The organism is Pseudomonas sp. CFBP2511 (genome assembly GCF_030209255.1).
GTDB classification, from domain to species: Bacteria; Pseudomonadota; Gammaproteobacteria; order Pseudomonadales; family Pseudomonadaceae; genus Aquipseudomonas; species Aquipseudomonas avellanae.
The window spans coordinates 121891-138695 of sequence record NZ_JARVSI010000023.1; the positions used below are offsets into that span (position 1 = coordinate 121891).

Sequence of the window (16805 nt, forward strand, 5' to 3'; positions counted from 1 at the left end):
CCCGTCCTTGGCCAAGATTAAGCGTAGATTTTATTTTTTATACCGTCCCACCCACCTGCAATTTGTCCGCCACCTTGACCGTCGGAGCGTTTCTGCTGTGTATAGAGAATTTTAATGCGCCCATAGTTAAGACGTACAGTTTCAGTCGGGAAACTATTTTCCATCGAGCCATTGCCGTTGAGGGATACTGATGAAATTATAACTTCTTCAAGCTTGATCTCTAGATATTTTATTTTGTCAGTTCCTGCACGATTTACCGCAATAGTAACCTCTTTAAAATGCTTCCCGCTACAGCAAGCCTCATGAAGTTTAGGTGTGGATTTATCCACCGTTTTGCGAAAGAAAAAATCACTCATGCTGGCTCGCCCGCTACATGCTCCGCCGGCACTTGTTGCAGTTGCTGATGCTGACTGGCTCGCACCAACATCAAAATCTAAAATTTCAATCCAATCTTTAAATAGTGCATCAAGAGACTCGCCTGGAATACCCTCAATCTGCATATAAGTGTCAAACGCCATAGTGTAAATCCCTTTCTAAAACGTAGGAAGCACTATGGTAGCTGAATTTTTAGTGTTGATGTATAGGAATCTTAATAACCTCTATGACGGCAGCAACGCTCCGCCGCTGAAGAAGATTGAGGTGCTGGGCGGGCTCAAGCTGCTGTTAGGCGGATCCGCGAGCTTGGCCGCTGTTGACGATCTGCGCCAAGCGACCGGGCGTGATCTGCACCTGATGGTCGGCCAGAAGCACAACGCCACAGTGGGTGGCGACATGGTGGAGAGGATTTGTCGCGCCCAAATTAACTTCGGAATAAAAAAGCTGAAAGAAAAGCACTTATCCCCCTCCCGCCGACGGGCTTCGCGTCCGTTTTTTTTGCAAATCTCGATGCAGTGCAATAGCCCTTCAAGCCCAAGCGGGCCGTGGGCCTCTGCGGCTGATCAGCCATTTCACAGAGTGCAAAGTTTTGCAGAGGAATGCAGTGGGATTGCACTGTGGACCTTGGAAAGGCATTCAGGAGCTCTGTGCAGAAGCCCCCGGTTTCTCTGGGTGAAAAACTAAAAAATACCCTGAGACCAGGGTTTTCGAAATCAGAGTCGATCAAATCGCACACCGATTTCGGTCATAGCCTCGTTCGTAGTGGATGGGCTGGAAGCCCTGAGCGACAAGGCTCGTAGGTCAGTTTGGAGATTTCACTGCGTTACACAGTTACTCACGGGCTTGAAAAACCATGCACCTGACTGTTTTCTTCAATAAAACACTGGCCACGTTCTTGTTGGCCTCGACGAATTTCGGCTTAACGGACTCGGTTAGAAATCTGCGGAGAGATGAGTCGATCTGTAGCCCGCAACCATGCTTGTCCAGACGTGATTGCAGATCTTTGAAGTTGATCGCGAGCAACGACTCGGGTGCCGCCGAATGGTTGTACTGTTCGCCTTTGCCATCCAGTAGGTCGAGTGCTGACCAGAAGGGAATCAATGCGTCCTCAGCTGATTGTTCGGGCAAGCCAATGGTATCGAGGGCAGGTATCGGTATGCAGAGCAGCGCAGAAAAATGGGCGAGCTGGTCATAGATCGCCGAACGAAGCGCCATGCTCCTGGTTCGATTCAACTCCCTCAGGAGGAAAACTCGATGGCGAGACAACGCGATCTGGTCAGTGACGCATAAATCCTCGGACATGTTGATCTCCTATGCCCCGACCGGGTCGATGGCGCTGAAACGTGACCGGAACGTGGGATTTCGTTCTGAAAATAGGGGTGGGGTAAAAAAAATAGCGATATTAGCTAGATGTGAGGAAAAAGGGGTTGGTGGCCCCGGTTTTGCTGGGTCCTTCATATAGCAGGGGATAGCGATATGGTAGCTATATGAATAGCGATATTTTACCAAACCCCCGGAATCATTGGGTTTTAAGGAAGGTAAATATTACTGTTCATAAAGGTAATATTATCGCCTTCATATCGCTTCAATATCGCTATTTCCCGAAAACGCTGAGAGCCTTGATTTACAAGGGCTGTAGCCGTTTCCAGCAACGCATATTACTAATATCGCTCTTTTTTTCTGCCCCAACAAATTTTGAGACGCTGCCCTTGGGTGGGCTGCTTGGGGAGGTGCGGACGTGTGTTGGCGTGTGCGCTTTTGCCGGCGCGAGTAATCACGTCTAAGGCCTGGTCAGGCGCAGTGAAAAGATGGCTTGTTACGTGGCTTGTTACGTGTACCGCAAAAAACAAGGGCCTGCATCGCTGCAAGCCCTTGATTTATATGGTGCCGGCACCAGGAGTCGAACCCGGGACCTACTGATTACAAGTCAGTTGCTCTACCAACTGAGCTATACCGGCGTAATGGGCTGCGAGTATATAGCTTCTGATGCGCTTGTAAACCCTAGCTGTCTGATTCAGTTGAAAAAAATTGACCGTTGGTGCTCCAGGTGGGATGTGGGCGGGTGGTGGTGCAGGACGTTTCCTTCGGTTTAGGGGGATTGGTCTGTTTGATGTGTGTGAGCTCTGCGCTTCTGGAGGCTGATTTTGCTTCTGCTGCGGGCGGCTTGAGCGTCAAGGAAGGCCGGATTTTTAACCTGGCCTTGCAAACCGATGCTTCCAGCGTTGATGGCTATCTGGCGCATGAAAAGGCGCTGAGCGGGGCTGGTGGTTTTGGGGGTGTTGCAGGGCGGGGGGGCTTTGCATAGGCTTGTTCTCAACGGCCCAGGCTACTGAGTCAGCAGCACAGGCCGTTAGCTTTTCAGCCATGCAGACAAAGGATTGTCTGGTGAGTGATGCGATGGATCGTAACCGGGCTTGGGGTGTTGTGTGCCGCAGGCGGGTCATTCGCTGAGGAGTTGTTGAAGAATAGGTGTCATTGCGTCTGGCCTGTTGGGTCTTGCGCAAGGTGGGGCCGAGGATTGCTGTCTGAATCGCATGAATGTGCGTCTGGATGGTGGCGAAGGTTTCATCGATGTTTCAAGAAATGCCCGAATCCTCTGGATTCGGGCATTTTCTTGTGGGCTGGTTCCTGTTGCGCGGCATTTGCACTGGAGCTATGGGCTTTTTGGCCGATATAGCTGTATCGAAAATGGCAGTCGGCCATGGACAGCAAGTGCAATGCAGAGAACGCCCACGCATTACGAGCTGCTGAGTGTTGCTCGCGATGCCTCTCCTGAGCAGATCAAGAAGGCTTATCGCAAGCTGGCGCAGAAGCTGCACCCGGACAGGAATCCCGATCCTTATGCCTCGGACATGATGGGCGTGGTCAACGCGTCTCATGATGTGCTGGCTGACCCCGGACGGCGGGCGGCTTATGACGCGCAGTTGGCTGCCGATGAGCACAAGGCCCGTATCGAGGCGCAGCGTCGCAAGCAGGCGCATGCGGCGAAAGGGCAGGCGGTTCATGTTTATGCTGCAACCTCTGCCGCTGCGACTGTGACGCCTGCTCGGGCGGCTCAGGCAGGCCCGGCTCCCAAGGCTTCTCCTTCCCCTGCTTCGCCTTCCAGTGGCAAGCGGCGTCGCAATGCGTGGCGCTGGGCGCTGGTGTTTGTGGTGTTCTGCGCAGGCGGGGCGTGGATGGGGTATGACCCGGAGGCGGGCAAGGCGTTTGTGCCGGCTGAACCGGTGCCTGTGGCGCAGACGTGGGCCAAGCCTGCGCCCGCCGCACCGGTTGAAGAGCCTGTGGTCAGCCAGGCAAAGCCTGTTGAGGCGGCGCCGTCGGAGTGTGAGGTGCCCGCGCTGGACCCGATGGGCGCGCCGTGGTCGGACAAGGCGGGGTATGTGAAGGACATGCCGTTGCTCAAGGACAATGGCTGGTCGCAGATCACTGTGGATAACTCGGCGGGTGAGTCGGCGGTGTATGCCAAGGTCACGGATGCGGTTGGGCGCAGGGCGTTTCGGCATGCGTTCGTGCCGGCCGGGGCGGTGTTCAGTTTCGCCAAGATGGACCCGGGGCTGTATCTGCTCAAGTACAAGATGCTCAATACCGGCTGCGCCTTTGCATCGGGGCGTATTTTGCTGGAGGAGACGCCGATGGGCAGTCAGATCAAGTCGAGTGCTTACAAGCTGACGTTGCGTAAGCTGCAGAATCGCAGCGTGCCGTTTACGCGGTTGAAGGATGATCAGTTTTAGAGGGCATTGTCTGTTTGTGGTCTGATGGCCGGAATCTGACGTAGAGTCACGGTGCTCCTATTTTGCTGTCGGTTCCCGACAGATCGTGGACAAGTCCACTCCCACTGCCTTCGGCCAGAATCCCAGGCATCGTGTGTGCCGGTATCATCTCCCACGGCCTTTGGTCAGCATCAAGAGCTGTGTACACGGAGATCATCTTTTGCAACGCTTTCAGGCCGGTTTTTGCAGGCATGGTCTCTTTCTTTTGAAGGACATTTCCGAGAGAATCCCCGACCGCTTGCGTCCCTCGATTTGTGCTTCTACTCTCCGCCCGTCGCTGCCCATCAGCGATCGGGTTTAGTAGCCCGCAGTGAGTTAAGGCGCAACACAGCCGTGTTTCATCAGGTTTTGTCCCGATGCTATGGCGACTGTGCGCTTGGCACCTTCGGGTGCGCCGGTTCTTAGCTCACCGGTCTACTAACTTGCGTACAGTTGCCGCCTTTCGTTTAGTAGCGAACAGGCAGCTACTTCATAGAAGGAGCTAAAACATGGTCAAAGTAACCCCCGATCCACCCAACACCACTCCGGTCTTCGACAAGGCCGTCGTCAAACGCGCCATGGCGTGCTACCTGCCAGTCCCTCGGTCTCCCCGAGAACCCCACGACAGCAAGTTCGACTTCATCAGCCTGGAAGCGACGTTGGTGCATGCGCTGGATTTCCTGCGTTGCGCATCGGCCACCGCTTACGAGCTCGGCGATGAATTGACCGGCTCACAACGCGATCTGGCCTTCGCCTCCATGCACATGGTGGAGATGGCCAAAGTGATGATCGAGCGCTCGGTGGAGTGTGTCGAAGAGGTCTGAAAACGCGCATCAGACAGGTCGTGCACAGGCAACTGCGTGTGCACGATCAAGACGTGTAAAAGGCTTGTGCCAGAGCCTTTACCAAATCTTTATGCACAATTTCGGAATAAAGAATTGCCCGCGTGACCAGATATGTGCAGTCAGGCGCATTGTGCCGCAAAGCACTGTTTTTAAGGGTTTAAGGACGTCTGGCGAGAAAAAATAAGGGGCTTCGTTAACTGGCGCGCCAAGCTTTAACGCACTCATCCACATTTTCATCAACAGACTTATCCACAGGTTGCTCTATTGTTTTGCGTCACGATTTTCGGGCCAGAATCAGCAGGTTGCGCGGTGTAAGCTGGCTCTCGCAAAAAGTACCGACGCTGACGCGATAACCCTGCTCTTGCACATACATCGCCCGGTCGAGCACCAGCCATACTTCCAGTGCGCGACGAAAAAGATTGCGCACCAGTTCCAGATTGCGAACGTGCGCCAGTCTTTCCCAGCCAGCGGCTTCAAGTGCTGCCCAGTCCTGCTTGCCCGGTGCAGGAAGACTCTTTAGTTTCGCCAGATGACAGCAATAGTCAGCGTAGGGTGCGTCCAGCCAGGACGTCGGCAGCGAAGGCGTGGGCAAGTAATCGTCAATGCCGCGCAGATTGCGCTGTAACAGATCGAAGCCAAGGCGCCGGGCCATCGACGTATCGCGCTGCCGGCGCACACGAGCGCCAGCGGTGACGGTTTCGCTCAGCGGCAGCCCGAGTTCGTCCCGCGAAAGCTTCAGGCCGGATGCCTTGCCTTCGCTGGACAACGGCTGGTAGTTGTCGTGGCGGGTGCGGTTGTAACAGCACGGCGCAACGGCCATGTGCTGGCAGCCGGTCTGGCTGGCCAATTCCATCAATTGAATGTGCAGATCGCCGCACGCGTGCAGCGCCACGGGCGTGTGCTGTGCCTGCAGACAGCGCCAGGCGTCATCGGCCATCACGTCCTGCTGCACATGCCGCGCCTCAATGCTTTGCCGGGCGCTGAGGGCCAGGCCCGCTTCGATCAGCGCCGGATCGTGCTCCAGGCAGGTCAGGCTTTGGCCACGCGCCGTCAGCCGACGGCCCAGATGGCCTTTGCCTGCGCACCAGTCCAGCCAGTGAGTGGTGCTGTCGCGCATGTCCAGATGAGCCGCAAAGGCTTCGATCTGCTGCCATTTACGCCCCGGCACATCGACGCTCATGCGCGCATCGACGGGCGCCAGAGGGAAGGCGGGCAGTTCGGCAACGTGGCTTAGCGCTACGGCTTCGGCAGCCAGTTGTGTGAAGGGGAAGGGCGCGTCGAGGTGTTGCGGGTGATTGTGTGCCGCTTCGGCCTGCTCCAGCGTACGGTGCCGAAGCCAGTGCGACAGCTGCGGGTATGTGTCTTCCCATGGCAGGTGCAGGTGGGTGAACGGCTTGGGCCGCCACAAGGCCTGATGCGCGAACAGAAAGCTGTCCAGTGCACGAAAGTGGCTGCCGAGGTGTGCGTCCTGCAAGCAGGGTTCAGAGGGCATATCGACGGCCTCGGTTGACTGGGTGCTGACTGGATCGACGCCAGCACCCTTCATATCAGCGCCCCTGACTTGCGTCTACACGCAGCAGCTTTTCCAGCAGACGGAAGCCTTGCACCAGCACGAACGTCATCACCAGGTAGAACATGCCGGCGGCGAAGAAGATCTCCACCGGCAAGTAAGTGCGGGCGATGATCGTACGCGCCATGCCGGTCAGTTCCAGCAGGGTAACGGTGCTGGCCAGCGCGCTGGCCTTGAGCATCAGGATCACTTCGTTGCTGTAGGCGGGCAGGCCGATGCGCGCGGCGCGCGGCAGGACGATGTAGAACAGCGCTTTCCATTTCGACATGCCCAGCGCCCGCGCAGCCTCGACTTCACCGACCGGCACGGCCTGAATTGCGCCGCGCAGGATTTCCGCGATATAGGCGGCGGTGTGCAGGGTCATGGTGACAACCGCACACCAGAACGGGTCGCGCAGGTACGGCCACAGCGGCCCCTGACGCACGGCATCGAACTGCGCCAGGCCGTAATAGACCAGAAACAACTGCACCAGCAGCGGCGTGCCACGGAAGAAAAAGATGTAGGCGTAAGGCAGGGCGCGCACTGGCCAGTGCCGCGACGCGCGAGCGATGCCCATCGGGATGGCGAGGATCAGACCGGCGATGACGGCAATGGCCACCAGCTCCAGGGTCAGGGTCGCGCCCTGCGCCAGTCGCGGCAACCATTTGATGATGACTTCCCAGTTCATGACGCGCTCCTCAGAAAGCCGCGGCCGGCATGTTTTTCAAGGAAATACATGCCGATCATGGCCAGCACGGTCAGGCCCAGGTACATGATGGCCGCGACCATGTAGAACGTGAACGCCTCTTTGGTGAAGCCCACGGCGATCTGCGCGTGGCGCATGATTTCTTCCAGGCCGATCACCGAGACCAGCGCGGTGTCTTTCATCAAAATCATGAACAGGTTGCCCAGGCCGGGCAGGGCGATGCGCCACATCTGCGGCAGCACCAGTTTGAACAGGATGCGCGACCGCGACATGCCCAGCGCCAGTCCGGCTTCGCGATGGCCTTTGGGAATAGCGAGAATTGCGCCGCGAAACACCTCGGTGGCGTACGCGCCAAAGCACAGCCCCAAGGCGATAACCCCGGCGGCGAAGGCGCTCAGGGCCAGGTTGGGAATACCGAGCAGTTCGCCCAAAGCGTGCATGCCGTTGACAGTGCCGAAGTAAATCAGCAGCACCCAGAGCAGTTCGGGAATGCCGCGTACCAGCGTCGAGTAGGTGCCGCCCAGCCATTGCAGTGGCTTGTAGGGCGAGGTCTTGGCCAAGGCGCCGAGCAGTCCGAGCACCAGCCCCAGGCACAGGGCCGAGAGCGCAAGCTGAACCGTCATCAGCGCGCCAGCCGCAAGGGCCGGGCCGAATCCGTGGAGATCAATGTTCATGGGCAGGCTTTGTCAGGACCAGTCGCCGCGCCTGGGTTCAAGGCAGCGGCGACGTGGTCGGGTGAATCAGAGAATGCTGAAAGGGAAATACTTGTCGTTGATCTTTTTATAGGTGCCGTCAGCGATGACTTCTTTCAGGGCAACGTTCAGACGCTCGCGCAACGGGTCGTCGCCTTTGCGCACGGCGATACCGATCCTGTCGTTTTCCACAACAGGCTCGCCCTTGAACTCGAAGTTTTGCCCGGCCTCGCTTTTCAGCCACTCGTAGCTGACGTACTTGTCGGCCAGCATGGCGTCAACGCGACCGGAGAGCAGATCAAGAAAAGCGTTTTCCTGAGTGTCGTAGAGCTTGGCGTCCATGATCTCGAGTTTGTCTTCCAGCCAGGTGGCGGCCAGTGTCGAGCGCTGTGCGCCCACTGATTTGCCGGTCAGGCTTTCCTTGGCTTTTTCAATGGACGAAACATCAATGGAGGATGTCTTCGGCGCCAGAAACTGCAGCTTGTTCGAGTAGTACGGGTCGGTGAAATCAACCACCTGCTTGCGCTCGTCGGTGATCGACAGCGACGAGATCAGGAAGTCGAACTTCTGCGCGTTGAGCGCCGGGATGATGCCGTCCCAGTCGGAGGTCACCACTTCGCATTCGACTTTCATCTTGGCGCACAGGGCCTGCCCGATTTCATAGTCGAAGCCGACCACCTGGCCGCTCGCATCCTTGTTATTGAACGGCGGATAAGCCCCTTCAATACCCATTTTCAGCTTTTCGGCAAAGGCACCGCTGCTAAACGCCAGCGTGGCCGCCGCAACCAGCAAGATCTTCTTATACGTCTTCATGGGGTGTTGCTCCGTTAGCGGTGACTCGACATGAATTGTTTGCACCTTGCCGACAGCGGGTTTTCGAACACTTGCTGTGGTGTGCCCTGTTCTTCGACCATTCCCTGATGCAAAAACACCACTTCACTTGATACCTGACGTGCAAAATTCATTTCGTGGGTCACCAGCAGCATGGTCCGGCCTTCTTCGGCCAGGGCGCGAATGACCCCGAGTACTTCCTGGACCATCTCCGGGTCGAGCGCCGAGGTTGGCTCGTCGAACAGAATGACCTTCGGCTGCATGGCCAGCGTACGCGCAATGGCGGCGCGTTGCTGTTGGCCACCGGAAAGCTGGGCGGGGTACGCGTGACGCTTGTCAGCGATACCGACTTTTGCCAGCAGCGCTTCGGCCACTTCAATGGCTTGGGCCTTGCTCTGGCCAAGAACACGACGCGGGGCTTCGATGATGTTATCGAGCACGCTCATGTGCGGCCACAGGTTGAAGTTCTGGAATACAAAGCCGATCTGGCTGCGCAGACGGTTGATCTGCCGGTTATCGGCGGCAATCAGGTCGCCGTTGCGCGCCGCCTTGAGTTTCAGTTCTTCACCGGCCACCAGGATCTGACCCTGATGCGGGTTTTCCAGCAGGTTGATGCAGCGCAGCAAGGTGGACTTGCCGGAGCCGGAAGAGCCGAGGATCGAAATGACGTCGCCATCGCGCGCGGTCAGCGAGATGCCTTTGAGCACCTCAAGCTGATCGTAGCGCTTGTGCAGGTTACGGATTTCCAGGGCGGGCGTGGCCTCAGCCATGTGGGGTCCTCATAAAAGTGTGCGCTCTTGCTGCCGGCGAACGCCAAGCTAGCACAGCGTTTGAAGGACAACCATCAGCGTTGAGCGCTCAATGTGACAGCGTTCGCCGGGTTGTCGCATCGCGGTAGCAGGCTGTCGCTGGAAGGCAAGCATGATGCCTGTTTCAGGCGAGCGTGCGCGAAAAAGGCGCGATGTTGCCAGCTTTGAACGGGTGTTGGAAGCAGCTTTTAGCGACCGGCGACCAAGAGCTTGCACTGTTTTTGCGCCTCTCGCTGGGTACGGGGCTTTTTTGGTGCGCGCGTGTAGGCGATTCTGAGGCGTTCGGTAACAAATCCTACAGACGGCGTAAACGATTCAACGTCCTGCACGCCCCGCAGACTATGCCACACGCCTTGCAATCTCTAAGCGACGTCGTTTTTGAAATATTTTGGCGTAATTCTTGCGTCAATAATAAAGAACGGCACCGTAGCTTTCTTTTTACGTGACGCTTCGGTGTGCCTCGCTCGTCTTGCACAGGTGGTTTTATGAGCAGTACCGCTAACTCTTCCGAGCTCGAACAAGGGCTGAAACCTCGACACATTACGATGCTGTCGATTGCCGGCGTCATTGGCGCTGGTCTGTTCGTCGGCTCCGGCCACGCGATTGCCGAGGCCGGGCCAGCAGTGCTGTTGGCCTACGCCGCAGCGGGTACGCTGGTGGTGCTGGTCATGCGCATGCTGGCCGAAATGGCCGTTGCCTCGCCGGATACCGGCTCGTTTTCGACCTACGCCGACCGGGCCATCGGGCATTGGGCCGGTTTTACCATCGGCTGGCTGTACTGGTGGTTCTGGGTGTTGGTGATTCCGCTGGAAGCCAACGCCGCTGCGACCATTCTGCACGCCTGGTTCCCCGACATCGCCATATGGATGTTCACCCTGGTCATCACATTGCTGCTGACCGCGACCAACCTGTTCAGCGTGAAGAACTACGGCGAATTCGAGTTCTGGTTTGCGCTCATCAAGGTTGTGGCGATTATCGCCTTCGTGGTGCTGGGTGTTGCGGCGATCTTTGGTTTGCTGCCGACCAGTAGCGTGAGTGGCGTCAGTCATTTGTTCGACACTGGTGGGTTCCTGCCTAACGGCATGGGCGCGGTGCTGGCGGCGATGCTGACTACCATGTTCTCGTTCATGGGCACCGAGATCGTGACCATTGCGGCAGCCGAGTCCAGGAACCCTGGCAAGCAGATCACCAAGGCCACCAATTCAGTGATCTGGAGGATCTTCCTGTTCTATCTGGTTTCGATCTTCATCGTTGTGTCGCTGGTGCCGTGGAATGATCCGCGCCTGGCCGAGGTGGGTTCGTATCAGACCGTGCTGGATGCGATGGGCATTCCGAACGCCAAGCTGATTGTCGATCTGGTGGTGTTGGTTGCCGTGACCAGTTGCCTGAACTCGGCGCTGTATACCGCTTCGCGCATGCTCTTCTCGCTCGGCAAGCGCGGCGATGCACCGGCGTTGTCCAAGCGCACCAGCAAGGGCGGTACGCCATACTGGGCGGTGATCATGTCGACTGCGGCAGCGTTCCTGACCGTATTCGCCAACTACGTCGCACCCGCTGCCGTGTTTGACTTCCTGCTCGCCAGCTCCGGTGCCATTGCGCTGCTGGTGTATCTGGTGATTGCCGTTTCGCAACTGCGGATGCGCCAGAAGCGCATTGCTGCAGGCGAGACCATCGACTTCAAGATGTGGCTGTTCCCATGGCTGACCTGGGCGGCGATTGCGTTCATCGTTGCCGTGCTGACCATCATGTTGATCCAGCAAGAGCACCGCGTCGAAATCATCGCCACCGGCGTGCTCAGCCTGCTGGTGATTGGCGCCGGCCTGATCGTCTCTCGTCGCCGCAAGTCCGGGCCCGTGGGCGCTGCTGCACTGGGCTGACTGGCCACTCGCTCCCGTGCTGACGCTCTGCGTCAGCACGTTCTCGATCAACGCAACGTCTTGCTGTCTCTTCGGGTCAGCAGATCCGACGCCAGCGTGTAATCCTTCTGGAACGCAGGGCTCTCTATCCATTCGATAGCGGTGTCTTCGTCTTCATCGTGGTACATGGCGCGGTACACGATCAGCAAGCCCATCATGAAGTCCGTGGCCGGGTCTTCGTCTTCTTCGGAAACCACCAGCGCCAGCACCGGGTATTGCAGGAAGACGACGCACAGCGCGAGCTGACTGATGTTTTCGGCGGCTTTCATGGCCACGAACAGGTCGTCATAGTCAGCCGGGTCGAAGCCGTTTTCCACGATGTCGTTGAAGTCGAACGTGTTGAGATCAAGTTCGACGTCATCAAATGGCAGATTGACCAGTGCCGAGGCAAACACCGGGTGCACGAGGCTGGTTGTACCCTTGCCCGAGCGGTTCTGTTTAGCCTTGATCTTTGCGCGCTTGGCGCGTTTTTGCTGCTTGTCTGGCGAGGCCATGGGCGGTCCTTTGGCTGGCGTGAGGTGCGAAGGCCGCTATTGAAGCGCAGACATGGCAAATAACCAAGGTTTTGCCAGGGTGGGTCTCACTCAGAATCGCTGCACTTACGCCGAACGCTGCTTTCATTTCGTGTTTCGAAGGGCCGGGTTGTCCGGGTCATAGCCATTGGCAGACAGTGATAGCTTCAATCTGGCCAGAAATGGCATCCCGTCCATCCTCAAGGCATCGCTGATCACTTCCGCTCGCGACATCCCATGGCCTCTGGTGTCGCCCAGGATGCTTTCTGCATAGGACAGACCTTTACTCAGGGATTGCATGCTCAAAGGGGTGTGCTCAACGAACGCATCCAGAGGAATGCCGCTCATCTGTTTCAGTTTCTCGCCCAGCTTTTCTGCTTTTGCAACATCACCGTTGATATACAAAACTGCCGAATCGGTCATTTGGCCGTGGCAGGCGGGGCCTATTACTTTGCCATGCGTGATTGCACTTTCTTTCCCTATCAGGGTTGCCATGGCGCGGGTCAGCTGTGCTGCATATTCGGGTTGCACGCCAATGGTCAATCGCCCTTGATGCTCATCTTCTCGGCGCTCATGTTTGGGGATAATTCGATAGAAAAACCTCTTTGCATTCGGGCTCTCTGCGATGTACTTGTCCAGGTTGCGGTCTTTTTTATTTCTGACGCTGTCGTGGTCCTGAGTGCGCACCTCAATGCCGTTTTTGCCATTCAATGCCTTTAGCGTGTGCAGGAACTCTTCTTGCTGCTCGTCGCTCATGGGGTGTGAGTGAGGTGCATCTTGTTTATAGATCTTGTAGATATCCATTCGAGACGGGTTTCGCATCGCCTCTGCCTGTTTGGCCCACTCATGAAAGCTGTTAAAAGTACTTTGCGCAGCCTGTTTGGCAGTGGGTTTGATGGCTGTTGTGGCTGAGCTGCTTTCGCCCCGCTCAAGGGTGTCCAAGCGTCCGCCCGTCACAGCGCCCTGGTGCAATACAGTGCGTGCCGATACGACTTTCTCGTTGAGCGCCTGGGCAATCTGCGCGCGCTGGCTGCTGCCACCTATCAACTGAGAAGCGCCCTTGAAAAAACTTTTCGCCTTGGACTGTTGCTCCGGTCGAAGGACCGAAATTGTTCCGTCATCGGCTGCACGAATCTCGTACCTCTTGCCGTCGACCTCCAGTTGGCCATTGGCTTTGAGCGCCGGAATATCAACGTTGGATCGTCTGAGCTCTTGCACACTGGAGAAGCGTGACTGAATGGGGTTCATGGGTTATTTCTCATGTAAAAAGTGCATCGAGAGTCTTAAGGCGTCTATTGGCTTGCTTCGCGCCAGCCCCTCATCCACTCCAGCAGACCTGCCATTTCGCGTTTGAGCGTCGGCACGCTGAGTTTTTCTCGAGGGATGCTTTGATACGCGTGATACAGGCCGCTTTTCTCATCCAGGCCAAGGCCTGGGCCTGCATTGAGGAGCGGATTGAGAGCGCCAGCCAAAAGGCACTGCTGAGGTGTGTCCTTGTGCGGCTCAAGCAAGCCGATCAACAGCAGGCGCTCGCGCGCGTAATCGCATGACAGTGTCAGCGCGAACGTATTGTCGATGATCATGTTGCACGTCCCGTGATCATCAAATACCAACGGTTGCATCTCGAGGGATCTGGAGAAGTCATCAAGCAGGGTTTTGTAGAAAAGGTTGCTCATCAGCCTGCTCATCAACGGGGGTTTTTCAATGAGTGGAGCCTCTGCTCGAGGCGGTTCCATGCATGCATAAAAAATGCTCAAGCGTTCCCGTGCCGAGCAAGCAACACAATGCAGGGCAATAAAAAACCCGCAGGGCGCGGGTTTTGATTTGCGGGTGTTACCAGACCGTCATCGCTTGCCCGGTTTTGCAAACGCTTCAGCTTCGTCCATGCGCGTGGCGAACATGTTAACGGCCTCGACGGCATCGCTCGCGCCGTCACGGATCTGCACGATGACCTGTCCGGCCTGATCGGCCAGTGTCACACCACGAATGGCACCTTCCTGTGTGGCACTCATGCTGGCCACGGCTTCGCGTGTTTCGGCGAGGATCTTGCCAATCATCTCGGCAATCTCGGTGGTAGAGCCGCTGGTACGGCCCGCCAGTTGCCGCACTTCGTCGGCTACCACGGCAAACCCGCGACCCTGATCACCGGCACGCGCTGCTTCGATGGCGGCGTTAAGCGCCAGCAGGTTGGTCTGGTCGGCGATGCCGCGGATGGTGTTGACGATGGCAGTGATCTGCTCGGAGCGATCCCCGAGTTGCCCCACCAGCTTCGCTGAGGCACCAATATTTTCGGCGATCTGACGCATTTCCCGCGCGGTTTCCTGAATCACCAGCGTGCCCTGTTCGGCCACTTTCTCGGTTTCCGCCGAGATGTGGTAAGCGCGTGAGGCACCGTGTGCGTCGGCCTCCTGCTTTTCGACCCGAGCGGTAATGTCGCTGGCGAACTTGACGATTTTGTAGAGCTTGCCGTCGACATCGAAGACCGGGTTGTAGGTGGCTTCAAGCCAGACGACCCGGCCATGCTTGCCAAGGCGCTTGAACTGATCGCCAATGAACTCGCCGTTGTTCAGCTTGCGCCAGAACTCGGAATACTCCGGGCTGTTGACCAGTGACGGTTCGCAGAACGACCTGTGATGCTTGCCTTTGATCTCGGCCAGCGCATAACCCATGACGTGCAGGAAGTTGGCGTTGGCGGTGATCACATTGCCGTTGGGCTCGAACTCGCAGACCGCCATGGCCCGGTCTACTGCAGCGAGCTTGCTGTTGGTCTCGTTCTCCAGCATCACGCGCCGTGTGACGTCCAGTGCGTACTTGACCACCTTGACGACTTTGCCCTGAGTGTCGGTCACCGGGTTGTAGCTGGCTTCAAGCCAGACACTGTGGCCGTTCTTGTTGATGCGCTTGAATGTCCCGGAGATGAACTTGCCGGCCTTGAGCGCTGCCCACAGATCAGCGTACTCACGGCTACGGAGTACTTCCGGTTCGCAGAAGTCGCGGTGCGTCTTGCTGGTCAGCTCATCGGCCCGGTAGCCCATCGTGGCGAGAAAGTTATCGTTGGCCCGAAGGATCTTGCCGTCGAGACCAAGCTCGACCACAGCCATTGATTTTTCCAGTGCGCTTGTCAGTCCTTTGAGTCCATCTACCTCGGCCTTCATGGCTGTCAGTTCAGCTTTGTTCTTGTTTCCGAACATAACCTGCCCCTTGGTGTGTTAGTGGACTTGCGTGATAAGGGTATCGACATGAAAGGCTGCGACATTAATTTGTCAGGATGAACGGTATCCGATAAACCAGACGGTTTATCAGCGTCAAAAATTTGCTTTTCCGCGAAGGGGTCAACTGTTCGATGGCGAATGCCGAGGACTGCCCCATACACACTGTTATCGGCCAAATTGCGGACAAAGAAAAGCCCGCGATGGGGGAGCGGGCTTAAGGATTCACACTTGGGAGCAGCTCTACAATGACCTGTCGGCTGTGAAAAGTTTGTGAAGGGTTTTCACTGTTTTCACTTTTTTTCCGGCTGAATGGTTTTGGTCACTTCGGAGGTCGGCACGAAGGTTTTCGACTCTTCAGCAGCGGCTTCTTTGGACGCAGCTTTGTCCTTGGCGGCTTCAGTGTTTTCTTTGGCAGCCTCGTTCACCTTGTCCTGAGCAGATTCCATCTTTTCCTGGGATTTTTCCTGATGAGCCTGAGCATCCTGTGCTTTCTGTTCGGACTTGCTGTCGCAGGCAGCCAGACCCAGCGTGGCGACGATGATGAGGGCGGAGGCGGTAAACTTGAGCACGGAATTTTCCTTGTGGAAGCAAATGTATGGCTTCGAGGGCGGGCGGGGAAAATTAGTTCAATGGGATGGAGGGGCTCATAGCTCTGGATGGCGCGTCTTGATGCCGAATTTAGTCTCGATCAGAGGCCCAATGGCTGTTCGGAAAGCATGTGGATTCAAACGATGGTGGTGTGAGGTTAGGCGTGCATGGCGCTGTCATGCGTGACCAGAGTAAGACCCTCTGCAAGAGCCTGAGCAACCATAATTCGGTCAAATGGATCGCGATGATGGTTTGGCAGGCTGGCAACGGCCAGTCCGTGAGTCGAGGTGATGGGTAGCTCCAGATAACCTGCATCTGTCAGTTCCTTGCGCAGCAGTGCGGGGTTCACGCCTGTGCGCTCTGCACCTTTTATCGTCAGTTCCAATATGCTCGCTGCACTGAAATGAAGGTGTTGGCCTCATCGTCAATAAGTTGGGCTGCCGCCGCGGGGAGCTTGGTATCGCCGGTTGCAGCCCATAATAGAATGTGCGTATCGAGCAGCAGCTTCATTCCTTGCCCTCAAAAAGCTCTGTAATTTCTGCGTCCATGGCATCCGAGGCTTCTGCGTCAAACATCACGTGGCTCAACATTCCTCTGCGCTTGGGTGCAGAAATGGGCACCAGCTTGGCAACCGGTATGCCTGCTTTGGCGATAATAATCGTTTCGCCACCCGCCGCTGCGTCGACCAGCTGCGAGAAGTGGGTTTTGGCTGCGTGGATGTTGTGGGTTTGCATGGTATAGCCTCCCGTTTAAGTAAGGTCTTATCTTGGTCCAGTGGGTGGACTAAGTAACGAGCGTTACATCCGAAGGCGATGGATTTATCGACTGGGGCCGGTCGCGTCAAGGAAGATTGCAGGGCTTAGCTCCAGACAACAAAAAGCCCGCACGAGGCGGGCTTCTTGTGTGCTTTCAGGTGTGCTTGGCATCACCTGAAAACGAAAGGTGGTGCCCAGAGACGGAATCGAACCGCCGACACGGGGATTTTCAATCCCCTGCTCTACCGACTGAGCTATCTGGGCAA

Annotated in this window: 18 protein-coding genes, 2 tRNA genes and 2 pseudogenes; 5 read left to right on the top strand and 17 right to left on the bottom strand. The window is 56.7% G+C overall.

Annotation, left to right across the window (positions count from 1 at the left end; genetic code table 11):
• Positions 1–17: 17 nt before the first annotated feature.
• Positions 18–518, bottom strand: coding sequence for an Hcp family type VI secretion system effector (locus QRN38_RS19530; RefSeq protein WP_057419269.1), 501 nt, complete (start codon positions 516–518; stop codon positions 18–20).
• Between the two features lie 34 nt (positions 519–552).
• Between QRN38_RS19530 and QRN38_RS28350 the strand changes: the two genes are divergently transcribed.
• Entirely contained in the window at positions 553–1059 is a 507-nt protein-coding gene (locus tag QRN38_RS28350; protein ID WP_057419270.1) for a hypothetical protein, read from the top strand.
• A gap of 147 nt (positions 1060–1206) precedes the next feature.
• Here the strand turns inward: QRN38_RS28350 and QRN38_RS19540 are convergent, their stop codons facing one another.
• The gene (locus QRN38_RS19540; protein WP_057419271.1) at positions 1207–1677 is read right to left on the bottom strand and encodes a hypothetical protein; all 471 of its coding nucleotides are present in this window, start codon (positions 1675–1677) and stop codon (positions 1207–1209) included.
• 580 nt (positions 1678–2257) lie between these two features.
• Positions 2258–2333 (bottom strand) — tRNA-Thr (locus tag QRN38_RS19545).
• Positions 2334–2437: 104 nt separating this feature from the next.
• Between QRN38_RS19545 and QRN38_RS19550 the strand changes: the two genes are divergently transcribed.
• The 3 genes from QRN38_RS19550 (at position 2438) to QRN38_RS19560 (ending at position 4948) form a co-directional block, all read left to right on the top strand.
• Positions 2438–2680 (top strand): hypothetical protein, encoded by a 243-nt coding sequence (locus tag QRN38_RS19550; protein ID WP_183143624.1) that lies wholly within the window; start codon positions 2438–2440, stop codon positions 2678–2680.
• Positions 2681–3092: 412 nt separating this feature from the next.
• A complete protein-coding gene (locus QRN38_RS19555) occupies positions 3093–4106 on the top strand; it encodes a J domain-containing protein (RefSeq protein ID WP_057417494.1) in 1014 nt (337 codons plus the stop codon).
• Between the two features lie 527 nt (positions 4107–4633).
• Positions 4634–4948, top strand: a complete 315-nt coding sequence (locus QRN38_RS19560; RefSeq protein ID WP_005767187.1) for a DUF6124 family protein — start codon at positions 4634–4636, stop codon at positions 4946–4948.
• A 295-nt stretch (positions 4949–5243) separates the two neighbouring features.
• On the opposite strand, the gene QRN38_RS19565 is transcribed toward QRN38_RS19560, so the two are convergent.
• The 5 genes from QRN38_RS19565 to QRN38_RS19585 form a co-directional block, all read right to left on the bottom strand.
• Entirely contained in the window at positions 5244–6515 is a 1272-nt protein-coding gene (locus tag QRN38_RS19565) for a methyltransferase (RefSeq protein WP_057417492.1), read from the bottom strand.
• A 1-nt stretch (position 6516) separates the two neighbouring features.
• Positions 6517–7206 carry an ABC transporter permease gene (locus tag QRN38_RS19570; RefSeq protein WP_003383265.1) on the bottom strand — a complete coding sequence of 230 codons (690 nt, stop codon included), beginning with the start codon at positions 7204–7206 and terminating at the stop codon, positions 6517–6519.
• Positions 7203–7898: an ABC transporter permease gene (locus tag QRN38_RS19575; protein WP_057417491.1), complete on the bottom strand. Its 696-nt coding sequence runs from the start codon at positions 7896–7898 to the stop codon at positions 7203–7205. The genes QRN38_RS19570 and QRN38_RS19575 overlap by 4 nt, the downstream gene beginning before the upstream one ends.
• Positions 7899–7964: 66 nt before the next feature.
• Complete coding sequence (locus tag QRN38_RS19580) at positions 7965–8729, bottom strand: ABC transporter substrate-binding protein (protein WP_005767177.1); 765 nt, start codon at positions 8727–8729, stop codon at positions 7965–7967.
• 14 nt (positions 8730–8743) lie between these two features.
• Entirely contained in the window at positions 8744–9517 is a 774-nt protein-coding gene (locus tag QRN38_RS19585; protein ID WP_005737152.1) for an ABC transporter ATP-binding protein, read from the bottom strand.
• A gap of 524 nt (positions 9518–10041) precedes the next feature.
• Between QRN38_RS19585 and gabP the strand changes: the two genes are divergently transcribed.
• On the top strand, positions 10042–11433 hold the full coding sequence (gene gabP / locus QRN38_RS19590; RefSeq protein ID WP_007246858.1) for a GABA permease: 1392 nt from the start codon (positions 10042–10044) through the stop codon (positions 11431–11433).
• 47 nt (positions 11434–11480) lie between these two features.
• Here the strand turns inward: gabP and QRN38_RS19595 are convergent, their stop codons facing one another.
• From QRN38_RS19595 to QRN38_RS19630, 9 genes and pseudogenes are all read right to left on the bottom strand, one after another.
• The gene (locus tag QRN38_RS19595; RefSeq protein WP_005737150.1) at positions 11481–11966 is read right to left on the bottom strand and encodes a hypothetical protein; all 486 of its coding nucleotides are present in this window, start codon (positions 11964–11966) and stop codon (positions 11481–11483) included.
• Between the two features lie 123 nt (positions 11967–12089).
• On the bottom strand, positions 12090–13232 hold the full coding sequence (gene hopA1 / locus QRN38_RS19600; RefSeq protein ID WP_057417490.1) for a type III secretion system effector HopA1: 1143 nt from the start codon (positions 13230–13232) through the stop codon (positions 12090–12092).
• A 44-nt stretch (positions 13233–13276) separates the two neighbouring features.
• The gene (locus QRN38_RS19605; protein ID WP_010203792.1) at positions 13277–13672 is read right to left on the bottom strand and encodes a type III secretion system chaperone; all 396 of its coding nucleotides are present in this window, start codon (positions 13670–13672) and stop codon (positions 13277–13279) included.
• 156 nt (positions 13673–13828) lie between these two features.
• On the bottom strand, positions 13829–14335 hold the full coding sequence (locus QRN38_RS28355; protein ID WP_230678169.1) for a methyl-accepting chemotaxis protein: 507 nt from the start codon (positions 14333–14335) through the stop codon (positions 13829–13831).
• 63 nt (positions 14336–14398) lie between these two features.
• Positions 14399–15175 (bottom strand): annotated as a pseudogene (locus tag QRN38_RS28360) (PAS domain-containing protein); the annotation flags it as partial.
• Positions 15176–15486: 311 nt separating this feature from the next.
• Positions 15487–15765 (bottom strand): hypothetical protein, encoded by a 279-nt coding sequence (locus QRN38_RS19615; protein ID WP_005767164.1) that lies wholly within the window; start codon positions 15763–15765, stop codon positions 15487–15489.
• Positions 15766–15941: 176 nt separating this feature from the next.
• A pseudogene (locus QRN38_RS19620) lies at positions 15942–16294 on the bottom strand (type II toxin-antitoxin system VapC family toxin).
• A complete protein-coding gene (locus QRN38_RS19625) occupies positions 16291–16518 on the bottom strand; it encodes a type II toxin-antitoxin system Phd/YefM family antitoxin (protein WP_005767161.1) in 228 nt (75 codons plus the stop codon). The pseudogene QRN38_RS19620 and the gene QRN38_RS19625 overlap by 4 nt, the downstream one beginning before the upstream one ends.
• A gap of 209 nt (positions 16519–16727) precedes the next feature.
• Positions 16728–16803, bottom strand: a tRNA-Phe gene (locus tag QRN38_RS19630).
• Positions 16804–16805: the final 2 nt, after the last annotated feature.